Source organism: Peptoniphilus sp. HCN-40583 (assembly GCF_037892835.1).
Classification (GTDB): Bacteria; Bacillota; Clostridia; order Tissierellales; family Peptoniphilaceae; genus Aedoeadaptatus; species Aedoeadaptatus rachelemmaiella.
In genome coordinates, this window is sequence record NZ_JBBKBU010000021.1 from 21,746 (window position 1) to 42,036 (window position 20,291).

Genomic DNA, 20,291 nt, shown 5'->3' on the forward strand with positions numbered 1-20,291 from the left:
TCAATCGGCATCACTGTGTTTCGGCACTCACGCTGGGGGCATCGCCTGCCCACATTTTTAACGAACCCCTTCCGCCTTGTCGCAGCTAGTTTAAAATGCCGTTGCCGTCTCTTTTCAGGTAATTTAAGTTGTCTCGAATGCATAGGACGATGTCCGGATGGAATGCTTCAATAAAATCCATAAGCCCTTTATCCCTTTGGTATCTAAAGTCGACACTACAGAAATTGTCGGCGTTTCGCACCAGCAAGGTCTCTAAGGGATTTGTAAAAGAATCGCCGTAAACAAGTATATTGGGAAGATGGTCTCTGTTCGTATGAATTTCAGTCGTCGCCACGTCGCCGTTCATATAGATTCCATAGGTCATATTGCCGAGGTATTTGTTGTTGTCTTGGAAAAATAATTTGTTTTCGCTTTTAGAACCGTTATCGAATCGCTCGAATGGAAAGTCCGGCGCGTAGACGAAATAGTCGTCGTGGATGTCGCCTAAGAAAAAAAGTTTCCGTGCATAGGAGCCTTTAAAGGGCTCGGGCCCTTGAATCAACTGGACATCACTGTCTAAATTATAATCCGTGACTTCGTTGATGCGCTTTATGATCTCATCGTATACATTTTTTGCGCCTACATAGGAGAAGTGGTGGTCGGTCTTCGTGTATTCGGAATCGACGTTTTTTATTTTCTCGCTCATTCTTATACACTGAACATCCTTTTGATGCAGGGCGTCGAAGAAGCTGTCTTCAATTTCCTTCCACTCATTGTATTTATTGTATAAATAGCTCGGGTAGTCGTCGGCAAAGGCGTAGCTATGTTCCGGGATTCCGACATAGATAAAGTCGATTCCCCTGTCCTTCAGCCGGCGGCTCAACTCCCCATAGCCCTCGGACATGTAGTCTAAATCTTTTTGGTAATCGTAGGGCTTCACGCGCTTCCATCTGGACAGATACATGTTTTTGCCGCAATAGATATCGTTAACGACGGGCCTGAAAAGAACGGATTTGTTAATGAATGTGTCCAGCTCTACGATCTCGTTTCGCCCGATGAAAGCATCTTTGAGGTAATCTTCCAAGCGTCCGAAGTAGTCGTGATTAAAGAGATTGTCTGCAGTAAATTCCGGCTTCGCTGCCGGTTTTCTGTTTTCAACATAGAGCAATTCACTATCCTCTTTATACCGCGCGAACAGCACCATCGGTAGGACGATTGCAAACAGGAAAAAGACCGTTATAATTATGTTTCTTAACCTCACGAAATCACCTAAAACCTAAAGTAGATAAACGGATTAAACGAGCCTGTGATTAGCACCATAACGGACAAAATAAAAAGCATTCCGTAGATAAGCAAAAAGCCTGCTTTCTTGCTGCCCAATTCGAAGTTTTTAAATAGACCGGTGGAAAATAGGATGCCCCAAAAGATTTCTAAGTAGTATTCTCTCAGGTAGTAAAAGATCCCTTCAAGGGCATCCGGCGAGTTCAAGCAAAGCATTGCCAGAATGTATTTTTTCAGCAGAAAAAGATCTTCCGTTCGGAAAATGACCCAGCCGATCATGATGAAAATTAAAGCATAGACATGCTTAAATAGGGCGGGGATATTTTTAACATGATTAGCAAAGATGTATTTTTCTAAAACCAAAAAGACAAAGAAATACAAGCCCCATAGTATAAAGTTCCAGGATGCGCCGTGCCAAAATCCGGTTAAAAACCAAACCACAAACATATTGAAAATATGATGGGTTTTATTGACTTTGTTGCCGCCTAAGGGAATGTAGATGTAATCTCTGAACCACGTACCCAAAGAGATATGCCATCGACGCCAAAACTCTGTAATGCTTTTTGAAATGTAGGGGTAATTAAAGTTTTCTAAGAATTTAAAGCCGAACATCTCGCCGAGGCCAATGGCCATATCTGAATAGGCACTGAAGTCGAAGTAGATCTGAAGGGAGTAGGCGAAGGCGCCAAACCAGGCAATGGAAGGGCTGATGCTATAATGCTTATTCAGTGCAAAGATTTCATCGGCCATGAGGCCAAACTTATTCGCTAAAAGCAATTTTTTTGAAAACCCTACGATAAATCGCAGCACACCGTATGTAAACCGATCCATGTTCTCGTCTCTGGATTCGATGCTATTGGCGATGGTTTCATATCGAACAATGGGCCCGGCAATAAGCTGCGGGAATAAAGCTATGTAAAGTGCAATGTCTAAAGGATTTTTCTTGTATTTCCCATTTCCCATGTACACGTCGAAGACATAACTCAGCCCTTGGAATGTGAAAAAAGAAATGCCGATGGGCATGATGATTTCTTTCGACTTTAGGCTTAAATGTAAGAGGTCCGACACATTGGCGGTGAAGAAGTTTAAATATTTATAATAAAACAGCATGGCCAGATTGATGATGATCGCAACAAGCAAAGGGATTCGACGCTTGTTGCTATGGGTAATGCCTATGATGTAGCCACAGAGATAGTTTGTAAGAATGGATACGACCATTACAAGTATGGCCCGGGGCTCTCCGGCGAAATAAAAGAACAAAGAAAACAGCAATAAAACAAAATTCCTTAAGGCCCGATGTTTTTTAGGAATAAGGAAATAACTGATAATTACGAAGGGGAGAAAATAAAATAAAAAAATTACACTTGTAAAGACCATCTTCACTCCAAAAATTTAAAAATGAGCTTGTATCACAAAACAAATCGTATCTCGTGGTGCGCACTCGATCGAACGATGGGCATGAAATCTTCGTCCTAAAAATAGATGCTAGCACCTGTGTGCGGTATGTCTTTAAATTGCCTTCTATGGTCGTCTTTTAGAGCCCAATCGGTATGACCGGCTCAACTCACATTTAAATATAGAAAATTAATAATATTATGTCAAGAATCGCTCAAAATCTCAGGGGCTTTGATGCCTCGACAAAACGAATTTGAGTGGTTTCTTCCCTTATGCATTTTCTTCGCAGCCAATGCCTTTCACTGCCTTCCGTCGCACAAAAAAAGAGCCCGGTTTTCACCGAACTCCTTAATCGTTGCTATGGCACCTTGCTTTTAGTCTTCGATGCGGGCAAAGAAGGTGTCGTTGTCCAGTTGCTTCAACAGCTCGTCTCGTGCCACGCTCTTGGTGTAGGTAAAGCCTTCATCCACTCGGTCCACGAAGTCGCCTTCCAGTTCTTTGGCCACGAAGTAGCGGCCGCGAATGGGCATGAGCTTCACATCGCCTCGTTTCATCAGGGGCATGGCGCTTTTTGTGGCGGCGGCGACGATGTCGGCTACCACGGCGTTGCCTGTAGGCTCTTTCCCTGCGCCGGGGCCGGTGAAGGCCAAGTCGCCGACCCAGCTGCCTTTCACATTCACTTGATTAATGGCATCGGGCAAAATGGCCAGGCTGTTTGCACCGTCTAAAAGCACCGGTTCCACCACGGCTTCGATGCCGCCATCTACCGGTTTCGCCGAGGCCACAAGCTTCACCTTCTTGTCATTTGCCTTGAGATAGGCCACCACGGATTGATTGATTTGGGCAATGCCCCGTGTGGGAATGGCGTCGCCGTCCACGTGGCCAAAGGCCATTTCGATTAAGAGGTGGAGCTTTCTGCGGGTGTCGTAGCCTTCCACGTCGTCGGTGGGGTCTTGCTCGGCATAGCCCAGCTCTTGGCACAGGGCGAGGGTGTTTTTGTAATCGGCGCCGTCTTTAAACATGGCGTTTAAAAGGTAGTTGCAGGTGCCGTTTAAAATGCCCTTCACATCCAGAATGTCGTTTTGAAGGCACAGGGCCCGAAGGGGCGTAAGGACGGGAATGCCCCCGCCGACGGCCGCTTCAAACAAGAAGGGCGCGCCGGTTTTTTCCGATAGGGCCACGAGCTCTTCGTAGTGGGCGCTGACGCAGGCCTTGTTGGCGGTCACCACGCCGACGCCTTTTTCCAAAGCCCTGCGCATGTAGTCGTAGGCCATGTCCATGGCGCCGGTGGCTTCGGCGATGCAGTCTACCTCAGCCAGGACCTCGTCGTATTCCTTGGCCGTGACCACGGGCTCGTCGATTTCAAGCTCCAAGGTGTTTCTGCTGCGATCAGAGGCCACCACATAGGCGATTTCCACAGGGCCCACGGTCTTCTCCAAAACCTCTTTGCGATCCTTTAAAATGTCGTAGGCGCCGCGACCCACGGTGCCGAATCCGATTAGTGCCAGTTTCATGTTTTCCCCTTTCTTTTCATCTCTTCATTTTATGAATTGACTATACTAGAGTGTTTTTGCTATAGTCAAGAAAAACATTGCTCATTCATAAGAAAGAAGGTTTATTATGACGATCTATCGCACAGCTATTTTAGGCGCGACCGGGCTTGTAGGCCAAACCATGCGCAGTATTTTAGAAGAAAGGAAACTCCCCCTGGAACTTTCCATGTTTGCATCGAAAAACAGTGCGGGAAAGACCTTTACTTTTAATGGTGAAGAACACGTCATCGAAGAGCTTACGGAAGAAGCCTTGAGAGAAGGCAAGTTCGACTATGTCCTCAGTGCATTGGACGGGGATTTGGCCGCGAAGTTTTGCCCCGTCGCCGCCGAAGCGGGGGCCATTGTCATCGACAACAGCTCCCACTTCCGCATGGTCGACGGCATTCCCTTGGTGGTTCCGGAAATCAACCCGGGGGACATTTCTGACAAGGCGGGCATTATTGCCAATCCCAACTGCTCCACCATTCAATCGGTGGTGGCATTAAAGCCTGTGGAAGACCTCTTCAAAATGAAGCGAATCGTCTACACCACCTTCCAAGCCGTCAGCGGCTCCGGCGTGCGGGGCATTGCCGATTTGGAAAAGGGCGTCAAGGGCGAAGCACCGGAATTTTATCCCTACCCCATTGCCTTCAACTGCCTTCCCCACATCGACGACTTCCTGGACGACGGCTACACCAAGGAAGAAATGAAGATGGTCAATGAATCGAAAAAGATTTTCCACCGCCCGGATTTGGCCGTGACCGCCACTGCCGTACGGGTGCCGGTAAAAGGCGCCCACGCCATTTCCATTAACGTCACCTGCGAAAAGCCCATCGACCTGGACAAACTCCGCGCCGCCTACGAAGCCATGGACGACGTCATCCTTCAAGACGATGTGAAGAACCTTATCTATCCCCTTCAAATCAATGCCGAAGGCAAAGATGAGGTCTTCGTCGGCCGCATCCGCAAAGACGATTCCTGCGAAAACAGCTTAAATCTTTGGGTCGTCGCCGACAACATTCGCAAAGGCGCCGCATTAAACGCCATTCAAATTCTGGAAAAACACTTACACGCACGGGCATGAGAGTCTCTGTTATTCAGGCCCCCATCGGCCCCATGCTCATGGAGGAAAATCGAAAGACGATTTTCCACGCCATGGAATCGGCATTAAAAGATGATCCCGATGTGATCGTACTCCCGGAAATGTGGAACACGGGCTTTTATCCGGATAAGTTTTCAGCCGACGACGATTACATGGAAGAAGCCCTGTGCCGGGATCTGTCGGCCTTTGCCGCAGCCCACGGCGTCAACCTCGTGGCGGGGAGCCTCACCGTGTGGGATAAGGGCCGTCGGGCGAACCGTGCCTTTATCTACGACCGCAACGGTGCCCTTTTAGGCACCTACGACAAGGCCCATCTCTTCCCCATCGGGGCGGAAAAAGAACTTTTCACCCCGGGGGAGAAAAACCTCGCCTTCGAATTAGACGGCGTGGGGGCAGGCATCGTCACCTGCTTCGATTTGCGCATGCTCGAGTGGGTGCGCCTCGCCGTCATGGGGCGGGCAAAAATTCTCTTCGTTCCCATGGCCTGGGGCTTTTCACGCATCCCCCACATGCACCTCTTCGCTCGGGCACGGGCCGTGGAAAATCAATGCTTCGTCGTGTCGGTGAACTGCACGAAGCTTGCCGACTACCACGCCATGGGCGGCGGAGGCAGCTGCATCTACGATCCCATGGGGGAGGAAGTGCTCATGACGGGCACAGAGGCATGCATCCACACCGTGGATCTGGATTTAAACAAGGTAGACGAAGCCAAGGCCATGTTCGATCTCTACAACGAGCGGCGGTCGGAAATTTACGGCGGACTGGTGAGGTAATACAATGAAAAAAGACATTCTACGGGCGGCGGAGGCGGCAAAAGCCCACTACCGCCATCTCCACACCCATCCGGAACTAAGCGGCGAAGAAGTGGAAACGGCCCGCTACATTCAGGGGGTGCTGGCGGATCTTTCGATCCCCGTACACAACTACACAAACGGCGGCTTTCACGGCGACATCAAGGGCGCAAAAGAAGGCCCCGTGGTAGCCATTCGCGCCGATATGGACGCCCTGCCCCTGAAGGAAGCCACAGGCCTTGCCTTCGCCTCGGAAAACGACGGCGTCATGCACGCCTGCGGCCACGACATGCACATGGCATCCCTATTGGGTACGGCCATTTACTTCGCCGCGCACCGGGATTTTCCCGGCACCATTCGCCTGATCTTTCAACCTAATGAGGAAAAAGACGGCGGCGCCGAAGTCATGGTCAAAGAAGGAGTCATGGACGGCGTGGATTACGTCACAGGCCTCCACGTCTCCCCCTTCCTGGATGTAGGCACCGTCGGCGTGCGCCCCGGCTTTATGTACGCCGGCGTGGAAGACTTTAAAATCACCTTAAGGGGCAAGGGCGGCCACGCGGCCAATCCCGAGCGCTGTGTGGACCCCATTGTCTGCGGCGGCCACGTCATCGTGGCCCTGCAAAGCATTGTGGCCCGCCACGTTTCCCCCTTTACTCCGGCGGTCATTACCATCGGCGCCGCTCACGGCGGCAACAAACACAACATCATTCCCGATGAGATGATCCTGGAAGGCACCATTCGCTCCGACACGGTGGCCAACGGCGATGCCCTGCGCCGCGGCCTCACCCACATGGCCACCGCCACCGCCGAGGCCCACGACTGCAGTTGCACCGTGGAAATCATCAAGGGCTACATTCCCCTTATTAACGACGAAAAGGCCACGGAAATCGTGGCAGGGGCCCTTCAGGCGGCCTGGGGCGAGGGCTCCGTCGTCGCCCTTCCCACCCCCACCATGGGCGCGGAAGACTTCGCCTACTACCTGCAAAAAGCACCGGGCACCTTCCTGAACCTGGGCGTAAAAAAACCGGGCGAGGAACGCCACGCCATTCACACGCCCCAATTCTTCCCCGACGAAGAGGCCCTGGCCTGGGGCATTGACGCCGAAGTGACGGCCGCCTTGGCCTTTATGAAGCAATAACCCTTCCCCCGCCTTGTCGGGGGAATTTTTTTGCCGACAGGCCGTTTATTTCCGTGAGATTTTCGTCCGCCCTCGATGATACGTTTGTCATCAAAAGCCCCGTCCCTATTAAAGATTTTTTTCTTTATTATGCCCGCCATCACGGCTTTTACCGGGTCTGTTACATTTCGGGCCATACAACATCATTGACTTTCAACAATGTACGATATACAATAATTCTGTAAAACGTTACCACGCAATTTTTCTACGATGAAAGGAGTTCTTAATGCCTAAATTTGCAAAAAGAATGGACAATCTGAAAGCGTCTGAAATCCGTGAGCTTCTCGCTTTAACGGCTGACCCGAGTATTATCTCTTTCGCCGGCGGTCTTCCCGCAGCTGAATTATTCCCCATTGACAAATGGATCGAAGCTGAAAACAAGGTTATGAAAGAAAACGGCGCCGCAGCCCTTCAATATGGCCCCACCGACGGCTACAAACGCTTGAGAGAACACTGCATTACCCGCATGAATAAAGTCGGCGTTAAAAACGTTGAAGCCGATGACATTCAAGTTCTGTCCGGTTCCCAACAAGGTCTGGACTTTATGGCCAGAATCTTTATCGATCCGGGCGATTACATCGTCGTTGAAAGTCCTACTTACTTAGGCGCATTGAACGCCTTCAAGGCTTACGAACCCAAATTCCTTCAAGTACCCCTCGATGAAGACGGCATGGTTCTTGAAGAACTGGAAAACCAATTAAAGAGCCATGACAATGTCAAATTCATCTATGTCATCTCCGACTTCCAAAACCCCTCCGGCAAAACCTGGACCATGGAACGCCGCAAAGGTTTAATCGAATTGGCAAACAAATACGACGTCATGATTCTTGAAGACAACCCCTACGGCGAATTACGTTTCGAAGGCGAAATTCAACCCTCTCTTCGCAGCTTAGACACCGAAGACCGCGTTATCTTCATGGGTACCTTCTCCAAGATCTTCAGCCCCGGTATCCGCGTCGGTTGGTTCAACGCAGCCAAAGAAGTACTCGAAAAGTTCAACATGGTTAAACAAGGTGCCGACCTTCAAACCTCGACCACGACGCAAATGATTTTGGCTCAATTCCTCGACGACAACGACTTGGAAGCACACATCGACGAAATCATCAAGGTTTACGGCAACCGTAAAAACATCATGGTCGAAGCCATGAAGAAATACTTCCCGAAAGAAGTTTCCTTCACCAACCCCGAAGGCGGCCTCTTCCTATGGGTAACCCTTCCCGAACACTTAAATGCCCGCGACATCGCTGTTAAGGCCATTGAAAAGAAAGTTGCTTTCGTACCCGGCGGCGCTTTCTATCCCGACAGCCCGGAAGAAAACCACTTCCGCCTGAACTACAGCTGCATGTCCGAAGAAAAAATCGAAGAAGGCATTAAGCGCTTAGGCGAAGTTTTAACCGAAGCTGTTAAATAAGTCTATTTATAAAAAATCCGTTGGCGATTGCCGCCGGCGGATTTTTTATTTTCCCAAGCTTTTCTTTCTAAAATATGGTTTCGCCCTTCCAGTAACAACTTGTCAAGGACTTTCTAATCATTTTTATCGTCTTTTTGATGTTTTTCCCTCTCCATTTCTCTAAGCATTATCCTTTTCAATTTATCTTGCATGGTTTCAGTCGCATTTTCATTAAAATGGACAACAACCTCATAAGTTCCTTTCCCAATCTTTTTTATAGTCTTTGTTCCTGTATTATGTTCATTTCTGTTTTCGTGCATATAGTTTCTCTCCTGTTTGTTGCAATCAAAAAAACGATTAGAATTTTTAGCTTTTCTAATCGCCTTAAATAGTTTTATTCTTTTAAGTTTTTATTCTTACAGCATTGTTCCCTCTGAAAGAATATCTACATACTTTTTATATACATATTGTCTGTACCTTTTTTTATCTTCTACAAGTTCTAATATTTCCATATCCATTAAATTATCTAAAAGTTTATTGACAGTAGGTTTACTGACATTCACTAAATTTTTAATATCCTCCGCTTCTACAAAAGGGTGTTTCAATAGATATTCGTATACCAAAAGAAGATTTGAAATATTACCGCTTGAAAACTGTCGAATTTTCTCCATATCGTTCTTTTTAAGCTCAACAATCTTTTGGATGGAAGTAATTGCATCTTCCGATATTTCACAAATTCCATTTATAAAAAATTTAATCCATTCTTCAAATTCCCCCTTAATACGGATATTGTTAAGAAGTTCATAATATCTATTTCTATTTTTCTTGAAAAAATAACTCAGATATAAAACCGGATATTCAATCAAACCTTGCTCTCTTAAATATAATATTATGAGTAGTCTACCCATTCTTCCATTTCCATCTAAAAATGGGTGTATCGTTTCAAATTGATAATGAATGAGAGCTATCTTTATTAAGTTTGAAATATCACTATCTTCATGTATATATTTTTCTAAATCACTAAGGCAAATATCCATTTCATCAGGTGCAGGAGGAATGAAACTTGCATTTTTTATGGTTGAACCTGCATGTCCAATCCAATTTTGTGATTTTCTAAATTCACCCGGCATTTTTTCTTCTCCTCTAACATTAGACAAGAGAACCGAGTGGGTTTCTTTAATCAACCTCATACATAATGGCAATTCATTCAGCCTTTTAAATGCGTAATGAGTTGCTTTGATATAGTTTACAATTTCTTCAGTATCCTTTATCTTTTCGCTTCCCCTATCTTTTTGCAGCACATCAACAAGAGAAGCTTGTGTTCCCTCTATTTGAGAACTTATAACAGCCTCTTTTTGAACATACATAGACACAAATAGATCAATATCTGGAAGAGTTATTGCCATACCATCTAACCTTCCCAGTAATAAATACGCTTTATTGATTAAAGCATTTATTTCACTATCAAGATTTAATTTTATATCTTTTAAATTATGTGGAACAGAGCATTCGTAATCACTTTGCATTCTCTTTAGCTGTCCAGGTCTATTGTTTTCTAATCTCAAAATATCACCTCCTAAGTCAAATCCATTTTACTTAGAATAAGTATAACGGTTTTAAGTAAAATTTTCAACTATATGTTTTACTTATATTCCAAAACGCCTCGCTAAGTAAAATTTATTTTCCTCATATGATTAAATTTATTAGATTGTTTATAACTCAAAGTACATTTTGGGGATAAATACATTTTAAGGCTTGTTTATTACTTCAGCCATAGTGTCTCATACCTATTTTATCATTAACGCTCTAAAAACACCTTTCCACCGACTTATGAGAAGTCTACAAGTGTTCACCCTTGTCATAATCTTCAAAGGAAACATTTTTATATTCTCCATAAAAAGAGGGAGATATTTTTTCCATCTCCCCCTCTTTTTCTAACTCTATATCTATCTCATTCTCTATCTCTATATCTCCGTTGCAGTTTTGTTGCAAAATGTTGCAAGATGTTACAAGATGTTGCACTGGTGCCAGATTGCAACGCTTTTTGTCCTCTTGATTTCCTCGAACGCCTTGTAGACGCTGTTTCTGAACCTATAAGCCTGTGATTTCTTCTTTTTCGTTCCTTTTCATTTGCCAACTTGACTAACATTTTTTCTCTATTTTTAAGTTGTAGTAACTGGATTTCGTAACTTTCTTTTTCTTCTTCAAGCTCATCAATTTCTATTTGTACTTCTTGTAATGTATTTTCTTTTTTCATTTTCTATTTTCCTCTCTTTCTAATTTTGAGCAAAGAAAAAACAGTAAACCTTTTTGATCTACTGCTTTTCTCGTTAGCCATTATTTAGTTATTAGTTAAACAAACTGATAGTTAACTACCAATTAAAATGAGTAATAGCACCTAACACCATTATTAATATCCCAGTCATTCTAATCCAAATTTTTAAATTAGAATATCCTTTATAGTTTTCAGGTTCTACTGGATTTACAACAAAAAACAATCCAAAAAGACATGCTCCAATATTAGAAAACCATTTAACATCTGTAACACTGCTTATAATAAACCCTAAAAACATACAAATAATTCCAATTGTTATTTGCCTATTAAAAGTTAAATTTTTCAAAAATCTCATCCTCTCATAAATTTCCATTCATTTATCTCTATATTTAATTTTATTTTTCGTTCATAGGTGTTTTCTTTACATCACTTGCAAAACTTTACAGATAAGCTATCTCTATACAATTTCCAACAAATAATCAACATTAAGCTGCATAATACGAACATAATCGTTTGATATGACAACTCTAAAAAAATCATCATAGTAACAGGTGTTGCAATCATCAAGATTGCAATAAGATTTGTTAGTATGGCTGCTGTACTATGCTTAACTACACTTATCTCATCACTCCATTTTAGTTTCATATACCGCATATTTAGATAAAGACCTACTACAGAAATAAATAACGAGTAACATATCGGAACAACCAATACCAAAATCATTTGAATCACATTTAATTTAACTTTCAAGAAAATCATTGTAACTGCGAAAAAATATCCTATAAAGTGTATTAAGATATTTACTGCTATTTTGCTATTTACAACTTTTGCAATAGACACTGGTGATGATTGCAATATCCATAGGTTGTTGCCTTCCAATGATATGGACGATGATGTAGTGCAAGACATTATTAAAAATGAAGCAATAAACAATGAACCATATTGAGTAAGGATCAATTCCAATGAGCTTATTCCAAACAGATTTTCTATATTAGAAATTCCAAATAGAATACATCCACACGATACAAAACACAAAATCATAATGCCCAAAGAAGTATTTATCACATAAATACTTGAGCCTAAATACCGTCTAAATTCTTTTTCAAACAACGCCCTAAATGGTGTCTTTATCTTAATAGTTAAGTTAGCATCTCTTTTCCCTTGAAAACTTCTATTTAGAAACAGATGTATTTTATCGTAATTTTTCATTGAGAAAGTGAAATACAAGCTAAATATCGCAACTGAAATCAACAAGAAAATAACAAGTCTAATTTGTAAACTTTCTCCGATATAAAATAGCTTTGCAAAAGGAAATATTTTTATAAGTTTATTCTCAATAATTTTTTCTAACGCTGAATATTTCGCCCCACGATTTATTGATATAACTATAAAATATCCCATGAAAAGCAAAAATGATAATGTGATGTTCACAATATTTTTTCTTTTACATAAACTACCTAATATCTCAATTAAAATCGCCAAGCCAGAAGCTACACACATAGGGATGATAGGGATAATTATGCTTGTTACTAAAAAAATAAAAAATAGCTCAATTGAGATGTATTGTTTAAATACTAATAACATCACATCCGGTAACAATATGCTTTCGCATATAATTAAATCTATTAAATATAGTATAAAAAACTTACTTGCAATGATTTCAGATTTTTTTATCGGGAAAGAACTAAGCATTTCAAAGTCTTTGTTATAAAAGAAAATAGAATTACTTTTAAAAATCGTTGCTAAAACCACAAAGAAAAATGATATGGAGACCCCATATGATACAGCATACTTATATAAACCCATTTCTATAATCGATTTTATTGAAAAAAAATTATACAAACAAACCAACAAAAATACAGAAAATAAACTTAATGAAGTATATATCAATGTTTCTTTTTTATTTCTCTCTTCGTTTCCGATATTAAGGAGATTAATAACTTGATTTTTTACAAGTATGATAGTATTTTTCATTTTTTAATCATCTCCATAAAATATTGCTCTAATCCATCAGAATTTTTTAATATTTCTGTTGTTTCCCCCTCAACAATCAAATGTCCATTATCTATCATGGCAATCTTATTACACAACTTTTCTGCAACTTCTAAAACATGTGTTGAAAAGAAAATTGCTCCACCATTTCTCGCTAATTTTCTCATTTCTTCTTTTAGTAAATATGATGATTTAGGATCTAATCCCACAAAAGGCTCATCCATTACTAATAACTTAGGGGAATGAATCAATGCTGAGATAATTACAATTTTTTGTTTCATCCCATGTGAATAGGATGAAATTCTATTGTTTAGAAAGGATTTCATTTCAAACAAGTTTGAGAAATATTCTAACTTTTCTTCTCTTATATTTTTTTCGACCTCGTATAAATCAGATACAAAATTGGCATATTGAAATCCTGTCAAGTTTTCATATACATCCGGATTATCCGGTATATAAGCAATATCTTTTTTATAAACTTCATTTTTTCTGTTTACTTTTTTACCGTTAACAATGATTTCACCATCAAAATCATGGATTCCCACGATAGCCTTTATAGTTGATGTCTTACCTGAACCATTAGAGCCAATAAAAGCATATATATCACCCGCTTCTACTGTTAAATTTAAGTTAGCAATTGCAACATAACCATTACTATAGGTTTTCGAAAAATTACTTATTTTCAGCATAATTCCTCCTAAAAATAGCCCCAGCAGAATAATCTGTCTGGAGCTATTTTACTCTGCACTATGTTCTTATCTCAAAGCTAAAAATATTACCAAGAAACTAATTGCTATTACACTTAATGGTACAAGATAGTATTTCCATGTTGCTTTTTCACTTCCTTGAAACTTCGCAAATGCAATAAAGTTAATAAGTAAATATGCAAATGGAGCTCCGTAAGTTAAATAAGTTTTAGCAATCGTACCATTAACATTTCCAGATGAATCCCAGTGTACCGGTACTACATCAGGTAAATTTTTACCAAATACCAAGAAAATGCCAACTGTGGCTAAACATAAAATACTACTGATAATCAGGTGCTTAATCTTTGATGATTTCATTTTTCTCCTCCTTTTCTTTTTTTTAATAACACAATGGAATATATCAACGGAATGACATATAGCAGCGTTGCATAACCCACTATCCAAAACCATTTATTTGAAACTCCAAAAGAGAGCATCAAAACTCCAGATAAAATCCACAAATAACCTGCCAACCTATGCACTTTAAACCATAGTACAGGTTTATCTAAAAGCCAGAAAAATTTTAGACCTATAAACCGACTTGGCTTTGTTTTAGGCAAATAATTTCCAACTGCGATAATAATTAAAGCTACTAATACATGCATTATTTCCTGAGTATAGTTTTCATTCGATTGATCAAGAATATACTTCCCATATTGTGATATGGCAAATAGCACAGGAACGCTCATTGCAATTGGCAATATTAATTTATGTGGCAGCCTATCCTTTTTCGCAAGTCTTCCACCTATAATGTCTAAGCCTATGCTAAATGCTGAAACTATTATTGGTAATATATACAACTTATAAAAACCAATTTCTCGGTTTCCAGTAGTTAATAGATAGATACTTGCCGAAAAACTAAGCAGTATTATTACCACATACCATTTTTTATTCTTCATTTTCCACCCCTTGAAACTGTGATAACCAAATTATCATTTCCTCAAATACGGATATATTTATGTCATAGTATATGAAATTCTTGTACTTTCTCTCTGTTACCAACTCTGCCTTTTTTAGTAAGGATAAATGATAAGATATGGTTGAGTTAGATAAATCATATTTTTCAGCAATTTCTCCCGCTGTAAGTGATTTTTGCTTTAAGGAAAGTAAAATATCACGCCTCACAGGATCTGCCAATGCTTTAAATGTATTCGGAAATCCCACTAAATTTACCTCTTCTAATCTATTTTAATGCTCGTCATAAAACTATTTCGATTTATTTCTAAATAGATTGTACTACCTTTCGCAAACAATGTCAATTCTATTTTGAAATTTTTCGAATTACCTACATACTATTCGATCACTATTAGCTATTGCTAATACGCTCATATTCTTTTCCCGGTATCCCTGCTCTTTTCAAAACCTTTAGCTTTTCCTGTTTTTTCTTCCTCGTACGAATTTCCAATATGCAGAATATGGAATAACCGCAGCAAATAGAAGATAATATTTATTAGCAAACATATCGGGGATTCCTTTTGCATTGAAATGAACAGGAATTTTCTCTGGGAGAAATATGCAAACAATAAATATTACAAACATTATCCCTATCAACACCAATACATCTTTTAAAAATCTTTTTTTCATAGAACATCTCCTCCTTAAACTAAAAATTTAATCTACAAGTTTTTATATAAACGCCACCCGCAATAACGAGCAAAATAAGTGCTACTCCCAATAATGTAGGTACTATAGAAAAATGCAAAAACCAATGGAAAAGAATTGGTATAACTAATGCAGCCATTCCAATAATTGCAGATAAAATAACAGGCATACTCTGTTTTACTATCATCATCTCACTTTCCCATTCAAAGTTAGGGAATTTTTTATTCAAAGAAATTCCAATCACTGTTATAAAAATGGAATAACAAATAGGAACAATTATTAAGCTGATGGTTTGAATAATTTCCATATCAAGCTTTAGCAAAAATATAAACACAGAAACAATATATCCAATTAAATGAAGCGTAAGATTTACTGCAATCTTAGAATTTAAAATCGTTTTTACCCTAATAGGAGAACTTTGCAAAATCCAAACATTTTTACCTTCTAAAGATATGGAAAATGCTGCCGGACAACTAAGTAAAAACATTGAAGCAATACACATCGGAGCAAAATTTGAAAGATATTCATTAACATTTTCGATTCCCGAATATTCCCCTATTTGTTGTAAAGAATTAAAAAGAAGAAATATGCTGAAAACACATAAAAGTATTACACCAAGACCTGCATTCAATACTGCCATATATGAATTTAGAAACAGTCCCATTTCTTTTTTATATAGGGCAAAAAATACTGATTTTCTATTATTCGAATTTTTGTTGTCAGAATATCTTGTTGTTGTTTTAGCAAGAGTATTAAGCAACCCATACTTCAATGAAACCACTTTGGCAAATATATAAAAAAATACTATTGAAAGAACAATAAATAATCCTACTCCAATGTAAATTGGAAAATTATAGTATTCCATAAATAGCTTAGATAACGGGTACAATCCGGTAATTTGCTTAGAAAGCATAATCCCAATACTATTTTCATTACCTGATTTCATAGCTGACACTGCAATATATCCAATTATCCCTATCATTGCAAATGAAAAAATTAAAGCAATAACATTTTTTCTCTTAAAGAAAGATGAAGCAACAACAATAATGATTCCCATACATGCTGCTATACACATAGGTATCAACGGAACAAAAATTATGGAAGTAAAATACAATATAATCTGTAATGCATTTAAACTTCCGTTTAACACCCAAACAATTCCCCCCGGAAGCATAAACATCAATCCTATTAAAAAATTCAATAAATACATAAACATAAACTTGCTGCTTATAATATCCGAACTTTTTACAGGCAATGACAAAAGATTTTCCATATCACGACTGCCAAATAAAATCCCATTCGAATAAAATATTGTCAAAAATAACATTGCAAAGCTTGATACCGATACCATATATGCCGGTATCAACTCCTGCTGTCCCAGTTGTACCAATGTTTTGGCTGTTATGATATTATAAACAAAGAAAAATATAGCAAGAGTTATTATTCCAAAACTTGCAATAACAATTGAACTTTGTTTTTTATTTCCCGGCTCTTTCATTTCGTTGATCGGAAAGAAATTTATCAATTGTGCTCTAATTAGTATCCAAATTTTGCTCATTATCCTGCACCTCCATGAAAAAAGTTTCCAAAGATTTATTGCCTTTGACTTCTTCTGTATTTCCGCTCGCAATTAACTTTCCATTTTTTATAATTGAAATTTTATTACATAATTTTTCTGCAACATCCAATACATGTGTTGAAAAGAAAATAGCTCCTCCATCTGATACGCATTCGTGCATTATTTTCTTTAGTAGAAAAGTTGCTTTCGGATCAAGTCCAACAAAAGGTTCATCTAAAATTAGTAACTTTGGAGAATGCACCAGTGCAGAAATAATCGCCGTTCTTTGCTTCATGCCATGTGAATACGAAGATATCATTCCCGAAAGATGTTTCGTCATTTCAAATAAATCGCCGTATCTCTGAATTCTTTCTCTGCGTATTTCAGTAGAAACTTCAAATAAATCAGCAATAAAATTGATGTACTGAAATCCTGTCAGATGTTCATATAAATCCGGATTATCCGGAATGTATGCCATTATTTTCTTACAAATAACAGGCTCTTCTTTAATAGAATGCCCGTCAATCGTTATACTTCCATTCTCAAAATCATGAATTCCAACTACCGCTTTTATCGTTGTAGTTTTTCCGGCTCCATTTGCACCAATGAATCCATAAATATCTCCAGACTGTACTGAAATGGATAAGTTTTCAACAGCCTTTTTGTTCCCATAGAATTTACTAAAATTCTTTATCTCTAACATAATTTCCACCTCCATTGATAATTTGTCAGTTATTCCTTGAAATAAAACCGATAACTTGTGTATCAGCAGCTATCGGCAAATTATTCTCCTTGCAAACATTCTATTCTTTTTTAATTACTAAAGAGCTTTTTCGTATTTAAGCTTTGTTCAAGCATTATCTTAAATGCATTTAAGTAGTTATCAACAGGTTCTTCCTTTAAATATCTTATACTTATGTTATTTGAAACAAAAACATAAGCTGTCATAAGCAACTCTGCTGTTTCTAATGGATATTTTACAGAAAAAACTCTTTCCATTATTCCTTGATTTATAATCTTTTCAAAATATATTGTCAGTTTTTCAACAAGCTTATGGGATAACTTATCTATCATATATTGATTTTCTTTAAGGTCAATTGTTTTTTGTAGCACTGTACCCTCTGCTGAAATATTTTCTGAAGATATAATTGTGACATCTATAAAAGATCTGATTTTTTCTATGGCAGTTTTATCTTCATCATAAGCAATAATATAAATATCTTTCAGTAGTCTATCTGAATATTGTTCTACAAGACAATATAAGATATCCTCTTTATTCTTAAAGTGATAATATAACAACCCTCTTGATATATTTACTTTATCAACTATATCCTGAGTTGTTGTATTAGTATATCCTTTCTCCATAAAGAGTATCATTGCAGCATCCATAATCTCTGCACGTCGTATTTCAGGTTCTTTTACATCTCTCATTTTATACCTCCTATTATTTATATAATACATCTAAACTGACAAATTGTCAATCGATTTTAATCTTGTTATTTTATGCTTTTTCATAGTCTTTTCTTAAACTCTTTAGCTTCTCCTGTTTTTTCTGTTCTCTCCTTTCCTTATACCTTTCCTCATACTCCTGTTGTTTTCCATTTGCTTTACGCTTTAGATAATTTTGATGAAGTCTGTCTCTTCTCTCTTTAATTTTTCGTTCTTCTTCCTCAAGTTTTGATCGTTCTTCTTCGCTTAACTCTTCTTTTGGCACTTCATAATTTCCTATGAAGTTAAAATATATTTCTATCTTTTGCTTTGATGTTTGACTGCCTTTCCTATCTCTTTCATGAATGATTATCTTCTTTACAAACTCATTTATCATTGTGTTTGTGAGATTATCAAAGTTTTCATAACGACTAATAAGGGATATGAATTTTCTTGCCTTATCTGTTTCCATTTCATATCTTGATATTACAAGCTCTAAGTCTCTAATCTCTTTACTTAACGTGAGTTGCTCAGTTTCATATTGGTTATTTAAAATTTCATAGCGATTATTCGGTATCTTATTTAAAATCATATCTTCATAAATTCTGCACATCAATCGTTCCAGCTCTTGAAGCCTGTTTTGGCTTTCTGTTAATCTTATCTTTTTCTTTTCTATATGTGCCTTTTCCTTTTCTTCCATTTCATTTTGAATGGAGTGAATAAATGCTTCATTATCTTCATCAAGATAATTTTTTATATCTTTTAATATTTCTTGGATAAGGTTTATGACTACTTCTGCTTTTATCCTATGAGCTGATGGACATAGCGTTCCGCAAGGTACTTTCTTATAATTACTGCAATTGTAATAAGGGATATTCTTGTAATTATTTGTCCTATGAACATACATCTTACTACCACATTCAGCACAATACATTAGTCCTGTCAGTGGGTGATATTCACCCCAACCATCAGGATACCTTTTTACATTTCCTCTTATCCTTTGCACATTATCAAAGGTTTCTTGGTCTATGATTGCTTCGTGGGTATTTTCAAATATCAGCCAGTTATCTTCGGATACATATTTACTTTTCTTATCCTTGAAATGCTTTCTTGTTTTGAAGTTGACTGTATGACCTAAGTATTCTTTTTTCTTTAAGATACTTGCAATGGTAGAACTGCACCAACGATAAGGATGTTCAAAATTTTTGCTTTGATGTAGTCCATATCCCAATTTCTGTTGATGATAGGCGGGTATATCTACCTTTTCACTCTCCAATATCTTTGCTATTCGATACGGACCATTACCTTGCATGGTCATATTAAATATTCGTCTTACTACTTCAGCTACTTTTTCATCTACTATCCATTTGTTTTTATCTTTTTCATCTTTGATATAGCCATAAGGCGGTGTACTTGCAGTATGTTTCCCACTTTCGCCTTTTGACCTGAAAGTCGATTGTATTTTTCTTGATTTATCTCTTGCATACCATTCATTCATGATATTTCTAAAGGGGGTAAAATCATCTTCTCTGTAAAAGCTATCTACATTATCGTTGATGGCTATTAGCCTTACTCCCTTCTGTCTTAGTATTTCCATACATTGACCGACTTTGAGATAATCTCTGCCAAGTCTGCTCATATCTTTTACGATGATACAACCGATATTACCTTGATTGACTCCGTTCATCATTGCCATAAATCCCGGTCTGTCAAACTGTGTTCCGCTGATTCCGTCATCTGTAAAGTGAATAATGTTTGACAGGTTATTTTTGCTTGCGTATTCTTCCAATATTTTTTTCTGATTGATGATAGAGTTGCTTTCTCCTTGCAGTTCATCATCACGACTTAATCTCTCATAGAGTGCTGTTATCTTTTCAAAATTCCTCATTTTTACCCCCTTTCTCTTAATTTTTCCTTAAAAAAAGAATTAAGAAGTACATATTTCACTGAAATAGTGATTAAGTGTTCTCCTTAATTCTATTACTCCCAGTGCGAAACCGGGGGTTTTCTCATACAAAAAAAGACCTCCCGCAGGAGGTC

At 38.9% G+C, this 20,291-nt stretch carries 20 protein-coding genes and 1 pseudogene; 4 read left to right on the forward strand and 17 right to left on the reverse strand.

The window, feature by feature from the left end; genetic code table 11:
- Positions 1–85 precede the first annotated feature (85 nt).
- The 3 genes from WKT05_RS07375 to WKT05_RS07385 all read right to left on the reverse strand — a co-directional run bounded on the left by WKT05_RS07375 (position 86) and on the right by WKT05_RS07385 (position 4,169).
- Entirely contained in the window at positions 86–1,147 is a 1,062-nt protein-coding gene (locus tag WKT05_RS07375) for an alginate O-acetyltransferase AlgX-related protein (RefSeq protein WP_340413570.1), read from the reverse strand.
- Positions 1,148–1,248: 101 nt separating this feature from the next.
- A complete protein-coding gene (locus WKT05_RS07380) occupies positions 1,249–2,478 on the reverse strand; it encodes an MBOAT family O-acyltransferase (protein ID WP_340413571.1) in 1,230 nt (409 codons plus the stop codon).
- A 551-nt stretch (positions 2,479–3,029) separates the two neighbouring features.
- Positions 3,030–4,169 (reverse strand): homoserine dehydrogenase, encoded by a 1,140-nt coding sequence (locus tag WKT05_RS07385; protein WP_340413572.1) that lies wholly within the window; start codon positions 4,167–4,169, stop codon positions 3,030–3,032.
- Between the two features lie 106 nt (positions 4,170–4,275).
- Here WKT05_RS07385 and WKT05_RS07390 point away from each other — a divergent pair, with 106 nt between their 5' ends.
- The 4 genes from WKT05_RS07390 to WKT05_RS07405 all read left to right on the forward strand — a co-directional run bounded on the left by WKT05_RS07390 (position 4,276) and on the right by WKT05_RS07405 (position 8,671).
- Entirely contained in the window at positions 4,276–5,271 is a 996-nt protein-coding gene (locus tag WKT05_RS07390; RefSeq protein WP_215506715.1) for an aspartate-semialdehyde dehydrogenase, read from the forward strand.
- Complete coding sequence (locus WKT05_RS07395; protein WP_340413573.1) at positions 5,268–6,062, forward strand: nitrilase-related carbon-nitrogen hydrolase; 795 nt, start codon at positions 5,268–5,270, stop codon at positions 6,060–6,062. Before WKT05_RS07390 ends, WKT05_RS07395 begins: the two co-directional genes overlap by 4 nt.
- Positions 6,063–6,066: 4 nt before the next feature.
- Complete coding sequence (locus WKT05_RS07400) at positions 6,067–7,221, forward strand: M20 metallopeptidase family protein (protein WP_340413574.1); 1,155 nt, start codon at positions 6,067–6,069, stop codon at positions 7,219–7,221.
- Between the two features lie 265 nt (positions 7,222–7,486).
- Positions 7,487–8,671: an aminotransferase-like domain-containing protein gene (locus WKT05_RS07405; protein ID WP_340413575.1), complete on the forward strand. Its 1,185-nt coding sequence runs from the start codon at positions 7,487–7,489 to the stop codon at positions 8,669–8,671.
- 113 nt (positions 8,672–8,784) lie between these two features.
- Here the strand turns inward: WKT05_RS07405 and WKT05_RS07410 are convergent, their stop codons facing one another.
- The 14 genes and pseudogenes from WKT05_RS07410 to WKT05_RS07475 all read right to left on the reverse strand — a co-directional run bounded on the left by WKT05_RS07410 (position 8,785) and on the right by WKT05_RS07475 (position 20,139).
- Complete coding sequence (locus tag WKT05_RS07410) at positions 8,785–8,970, reverse strand: transposon-encoded TnpW family protein (protein ID WP_340413576.1); 186 nt, start codon at positions 8,968–8,970, stop codon at positions 8,785–8,787.
- Between the two features lie 96 nt (positions 8,971–9,066).
- The gene (locus WKT05_RS07415; protein WP_340413577.1) at positions 9,067–10,215 is read right to left on the reverse strand and encodes a Fic family protein; all 1,149 of its coding nucleotides are present in this window, start codon (positions 10,213–10,215) and stop codon (positions 9,067–9,069) included.
- Between the two features lie 283 nt (positions 10,216–10,498).
- Positions 10,499–10,751 (reverse strand): annotated as a pseudogene (locus WKT05_RS10650) (phage replisome organizer N-terminal domain-containing protein); the annotation flags it as partial.
- Between the two features lie 271 nt (positions 10,752–11,022).
- On the reverse strand, positions 11,023–11,271 hold the full coding sequence (locus WKT05_RS07425) for a hypothetical protein (RefSeq protein ID WP_445323187.1): 249 nt from the start codon (positions 11,269–11,271) through the stop codon (positions 11,023–11,025).
- 80 nt (positions 11,272–11,351) lie between these two features.
- Entirely contained in the window at positions 11,352–12,899 is a 1,548-nt protein-coding gene (locus WKT05_RS07430) for a hypothetical protein (protein WP_340413579.1), read from the reverse strand.
- The gene (locus tag WKT05_RS07435; protein WP_009345518.1) at positions 12,896–13,606 is read right to left on the reverse strand and encodes an ABC transporter ATP-binding protein; all 711 of its coding nucleotides are present in this window, start codon (positions 13,604–13,606) and stop codon (positions 12,896–12,898) included. Before WKT05_RS07435 ends, WKT05_RS07430 begins: the two co-directional genes overlap by 4 nt.
- A gap of 66 nt (positions 13,607–13,672) precedes the next feature.
- Positions 13,673–13,981, reverse strand: coding sequence for a DUF1648 domain-containing protein (locus tag WKT05_RS07440; protein WP_009345621.1), 309 nt, complete (start codon positions 13,979–13,981; stop codon positions 13,673–13,675).
- Complete coding sequence (locus WKT05_RS07445) at positions 13,978–14,562, reverse strand: SdpI family protein (protein ID WP_009345530.1); 585 nt, start codon at positions 14,560–14,562, stop codon at positions 13,978–13,980. Before WKT05_RS07445 ends, WKT05_RS07440 begins: the two co-directional genes overlap by 4 nt.
- Complete coding sequence (locus WKT05_RS07450) at positions 14,552–14,827, reverse strand: autorepressor SdpR family transcription factor (RefSeq protein WP_004825167.1); 276 nt, start codon at positions 14,825–14,827, stop codon at positions 14,552–14,554. The genes WKT05_RS07445 and WKT05_RS07450 overlap by 11 nt, the downstream gene beginning before the upstream one ends.
- Positions 14,828–15,028: 201 nt before the next feature.
- A complete protein-coding gene (locus tag WKT05_RS07455) occupies positions 15,029–15,247 on the reverse strand; it encodes a DUF1648 domain-containing protein (RefSeq protein ID WP_019035215.1) in 219 nt (72 codons plus the stop codon).
- Positions 15,248–15,266: 19 nt separating this feature from the next.
- Positions 15,267–16,823 (reverse strand): hypothetical protein, encoded by a 1,557-nt coding sequence (locus WKT05_RS07460; protein WP_340413580.1) that lies wholly within the window; start codon positions 16,821–16,823, stop codon positions 15,267–15,269.
- Positions 16,798–17,526: an ABC transporter ATP-binding protein gene (locus tag WKT05_RS07465; protein WP_019035217.1), complete on the reverse strand. Its 729-nt coding sequence runs from the start codon at positions 17,524–17,526 to the stop codon at positions 16,798–16,800. Before WKT05_RS07465 ends, WKT05_RS07460 begins: the two co-directional genes overlap by 26 nt.
- A gap of 110 nt (positions 17,527–17,636) precedes the next feature.
- Positions 17,637–18,254, reverse strand: a complete 618-nt coding sequence (locus WKT05_RS07470) for a TetR/AcrR family transcriptional regulator (RefSeq protein ID WP_002838505.1) — start codon at positions 18,252–18,254, stop codon at positions 17,637–17,639.
- A gap of 70 nt (positions 18,255–18,324) precedes the next feature.
- Complete coding sequence (locus WKT05_RS07475; RefSeq protein ID WP_340413581.1) at positions 18,325–20,139, reverse strand: recombinase family protein; 1,815 nt, start codon at positions 20,137–20,139, stop codon at positions 18,325–18,327.
- Between the last annotated feature and the right edge of the window lie 152 nt (positions 20,140–20,291).

Coding starts and splice junctions, on each gene's coding strand:
- WKT05_RS07400 (WP_340413574.1), top strand. CDS start 6,067: ATGAAAAAAGACATTCTACGGGCGGCGGAGGCGGCAAAAGCCCACTAC.
- WKT05_RS07435 (WP_009345518.1), bottom strand. CDS start 13,606: ATGCTGAAAATAAGTAATTTTTCGAAAACCTATAGTAATGGTTATGTT.
- WKT05_RS07385 (WP_340413572.1), bottom strand. CDS start 4,169: ATGAAACTGGCACTAATCGGATTCGGCACCGTGGGTCGCGGCGCCTAC.
- WKT05_RS07445 (WP_009345530.1), bottom strand. CDS start 14,562: ATGAAGAATAAAAAATGGTATGTGGTAATAATACTGCTTAGTTTTTCG.
- WKT05_RS07470 (WP_002838505.1), bottom strand. CDS start 18,254: ATGAGAGATGTAAAAGAACCTGAAATACGACGTGCAGAGATTATGGAT.
- WKT05_RS07410 (WP_340413576.1), bottom strand. CDS start 8,970: ATGCACGAAAACAGAAATGAACATAATACAGGAACAAAGACTATAAAA.
- WKT05_RS07395 (WP_340413573.1), top strand. CDS start 5,268: ATGAGAGTCTCTGTTATTCAGGCCCCCATCGGCCCCATGCTCATGGAG.
- WKT05_RS07460 (WP_340413580.1), bottom strand. CDS start 16,823: ATGAGCAAAATTTGGATACTAATTAGAGCACAATTGATAAATTTCTTT.
- WKT05_RS07465 (WP_019035217.1), bottom strand. CDS start 17,526: ATGTTAGAGATAAAGAATTTTAGTAAATTCTATGGGAACAAAAAGGCT.
- WKT05_RS07390 (WP_215506715.1), top strand. CDS start 4,276: ATGACGATCTATCGCACAGCTATTTTAGGCGCGACCGGGCTTGTAGGC.
- WKT05_RS07455 (WP_019035215.1), bottom strand. CDS start 15,247: ATGAAAAAAAGATTTTTAAAAGATGTATTGGTGTTGATAGGGATAATG.
- WKT05_RS07430 (WP_340413579.1), bottom strand. CDS start 12,899: ATGAAAAATACTATCATACTTGTAAAAAATCAAGTTATTAATCTCCTT.
- WKT05_RS07405 (WP_340413575.1), top strand. CDS start 7,487: ATGCCTAAATTTGCAAAAAGAATGGACAATCTGAAAGCGTCTGAAATC.
- WKT05_RS07475 (WP_340413581.1), bottom strand. CDS start 20,139: ATGAGGAATTTTGAAAAGATAACAGCACTCTATGAGAGATTAAGTCGT.
- WKT05_RS07380 (WP_340413571.1), bottom strand. CDS start 2,478: ATGGTCGTATCCATTCTTACAAACTATCTCTGTGGCTACATCATAGGC.
- WKT05_RS07440 (WP_009345621.1), bottom strand. CDS start 13,981: ATGAAATCATCAAAGATTAAGCACCTGATTATCAGTAGTATTTTATGT.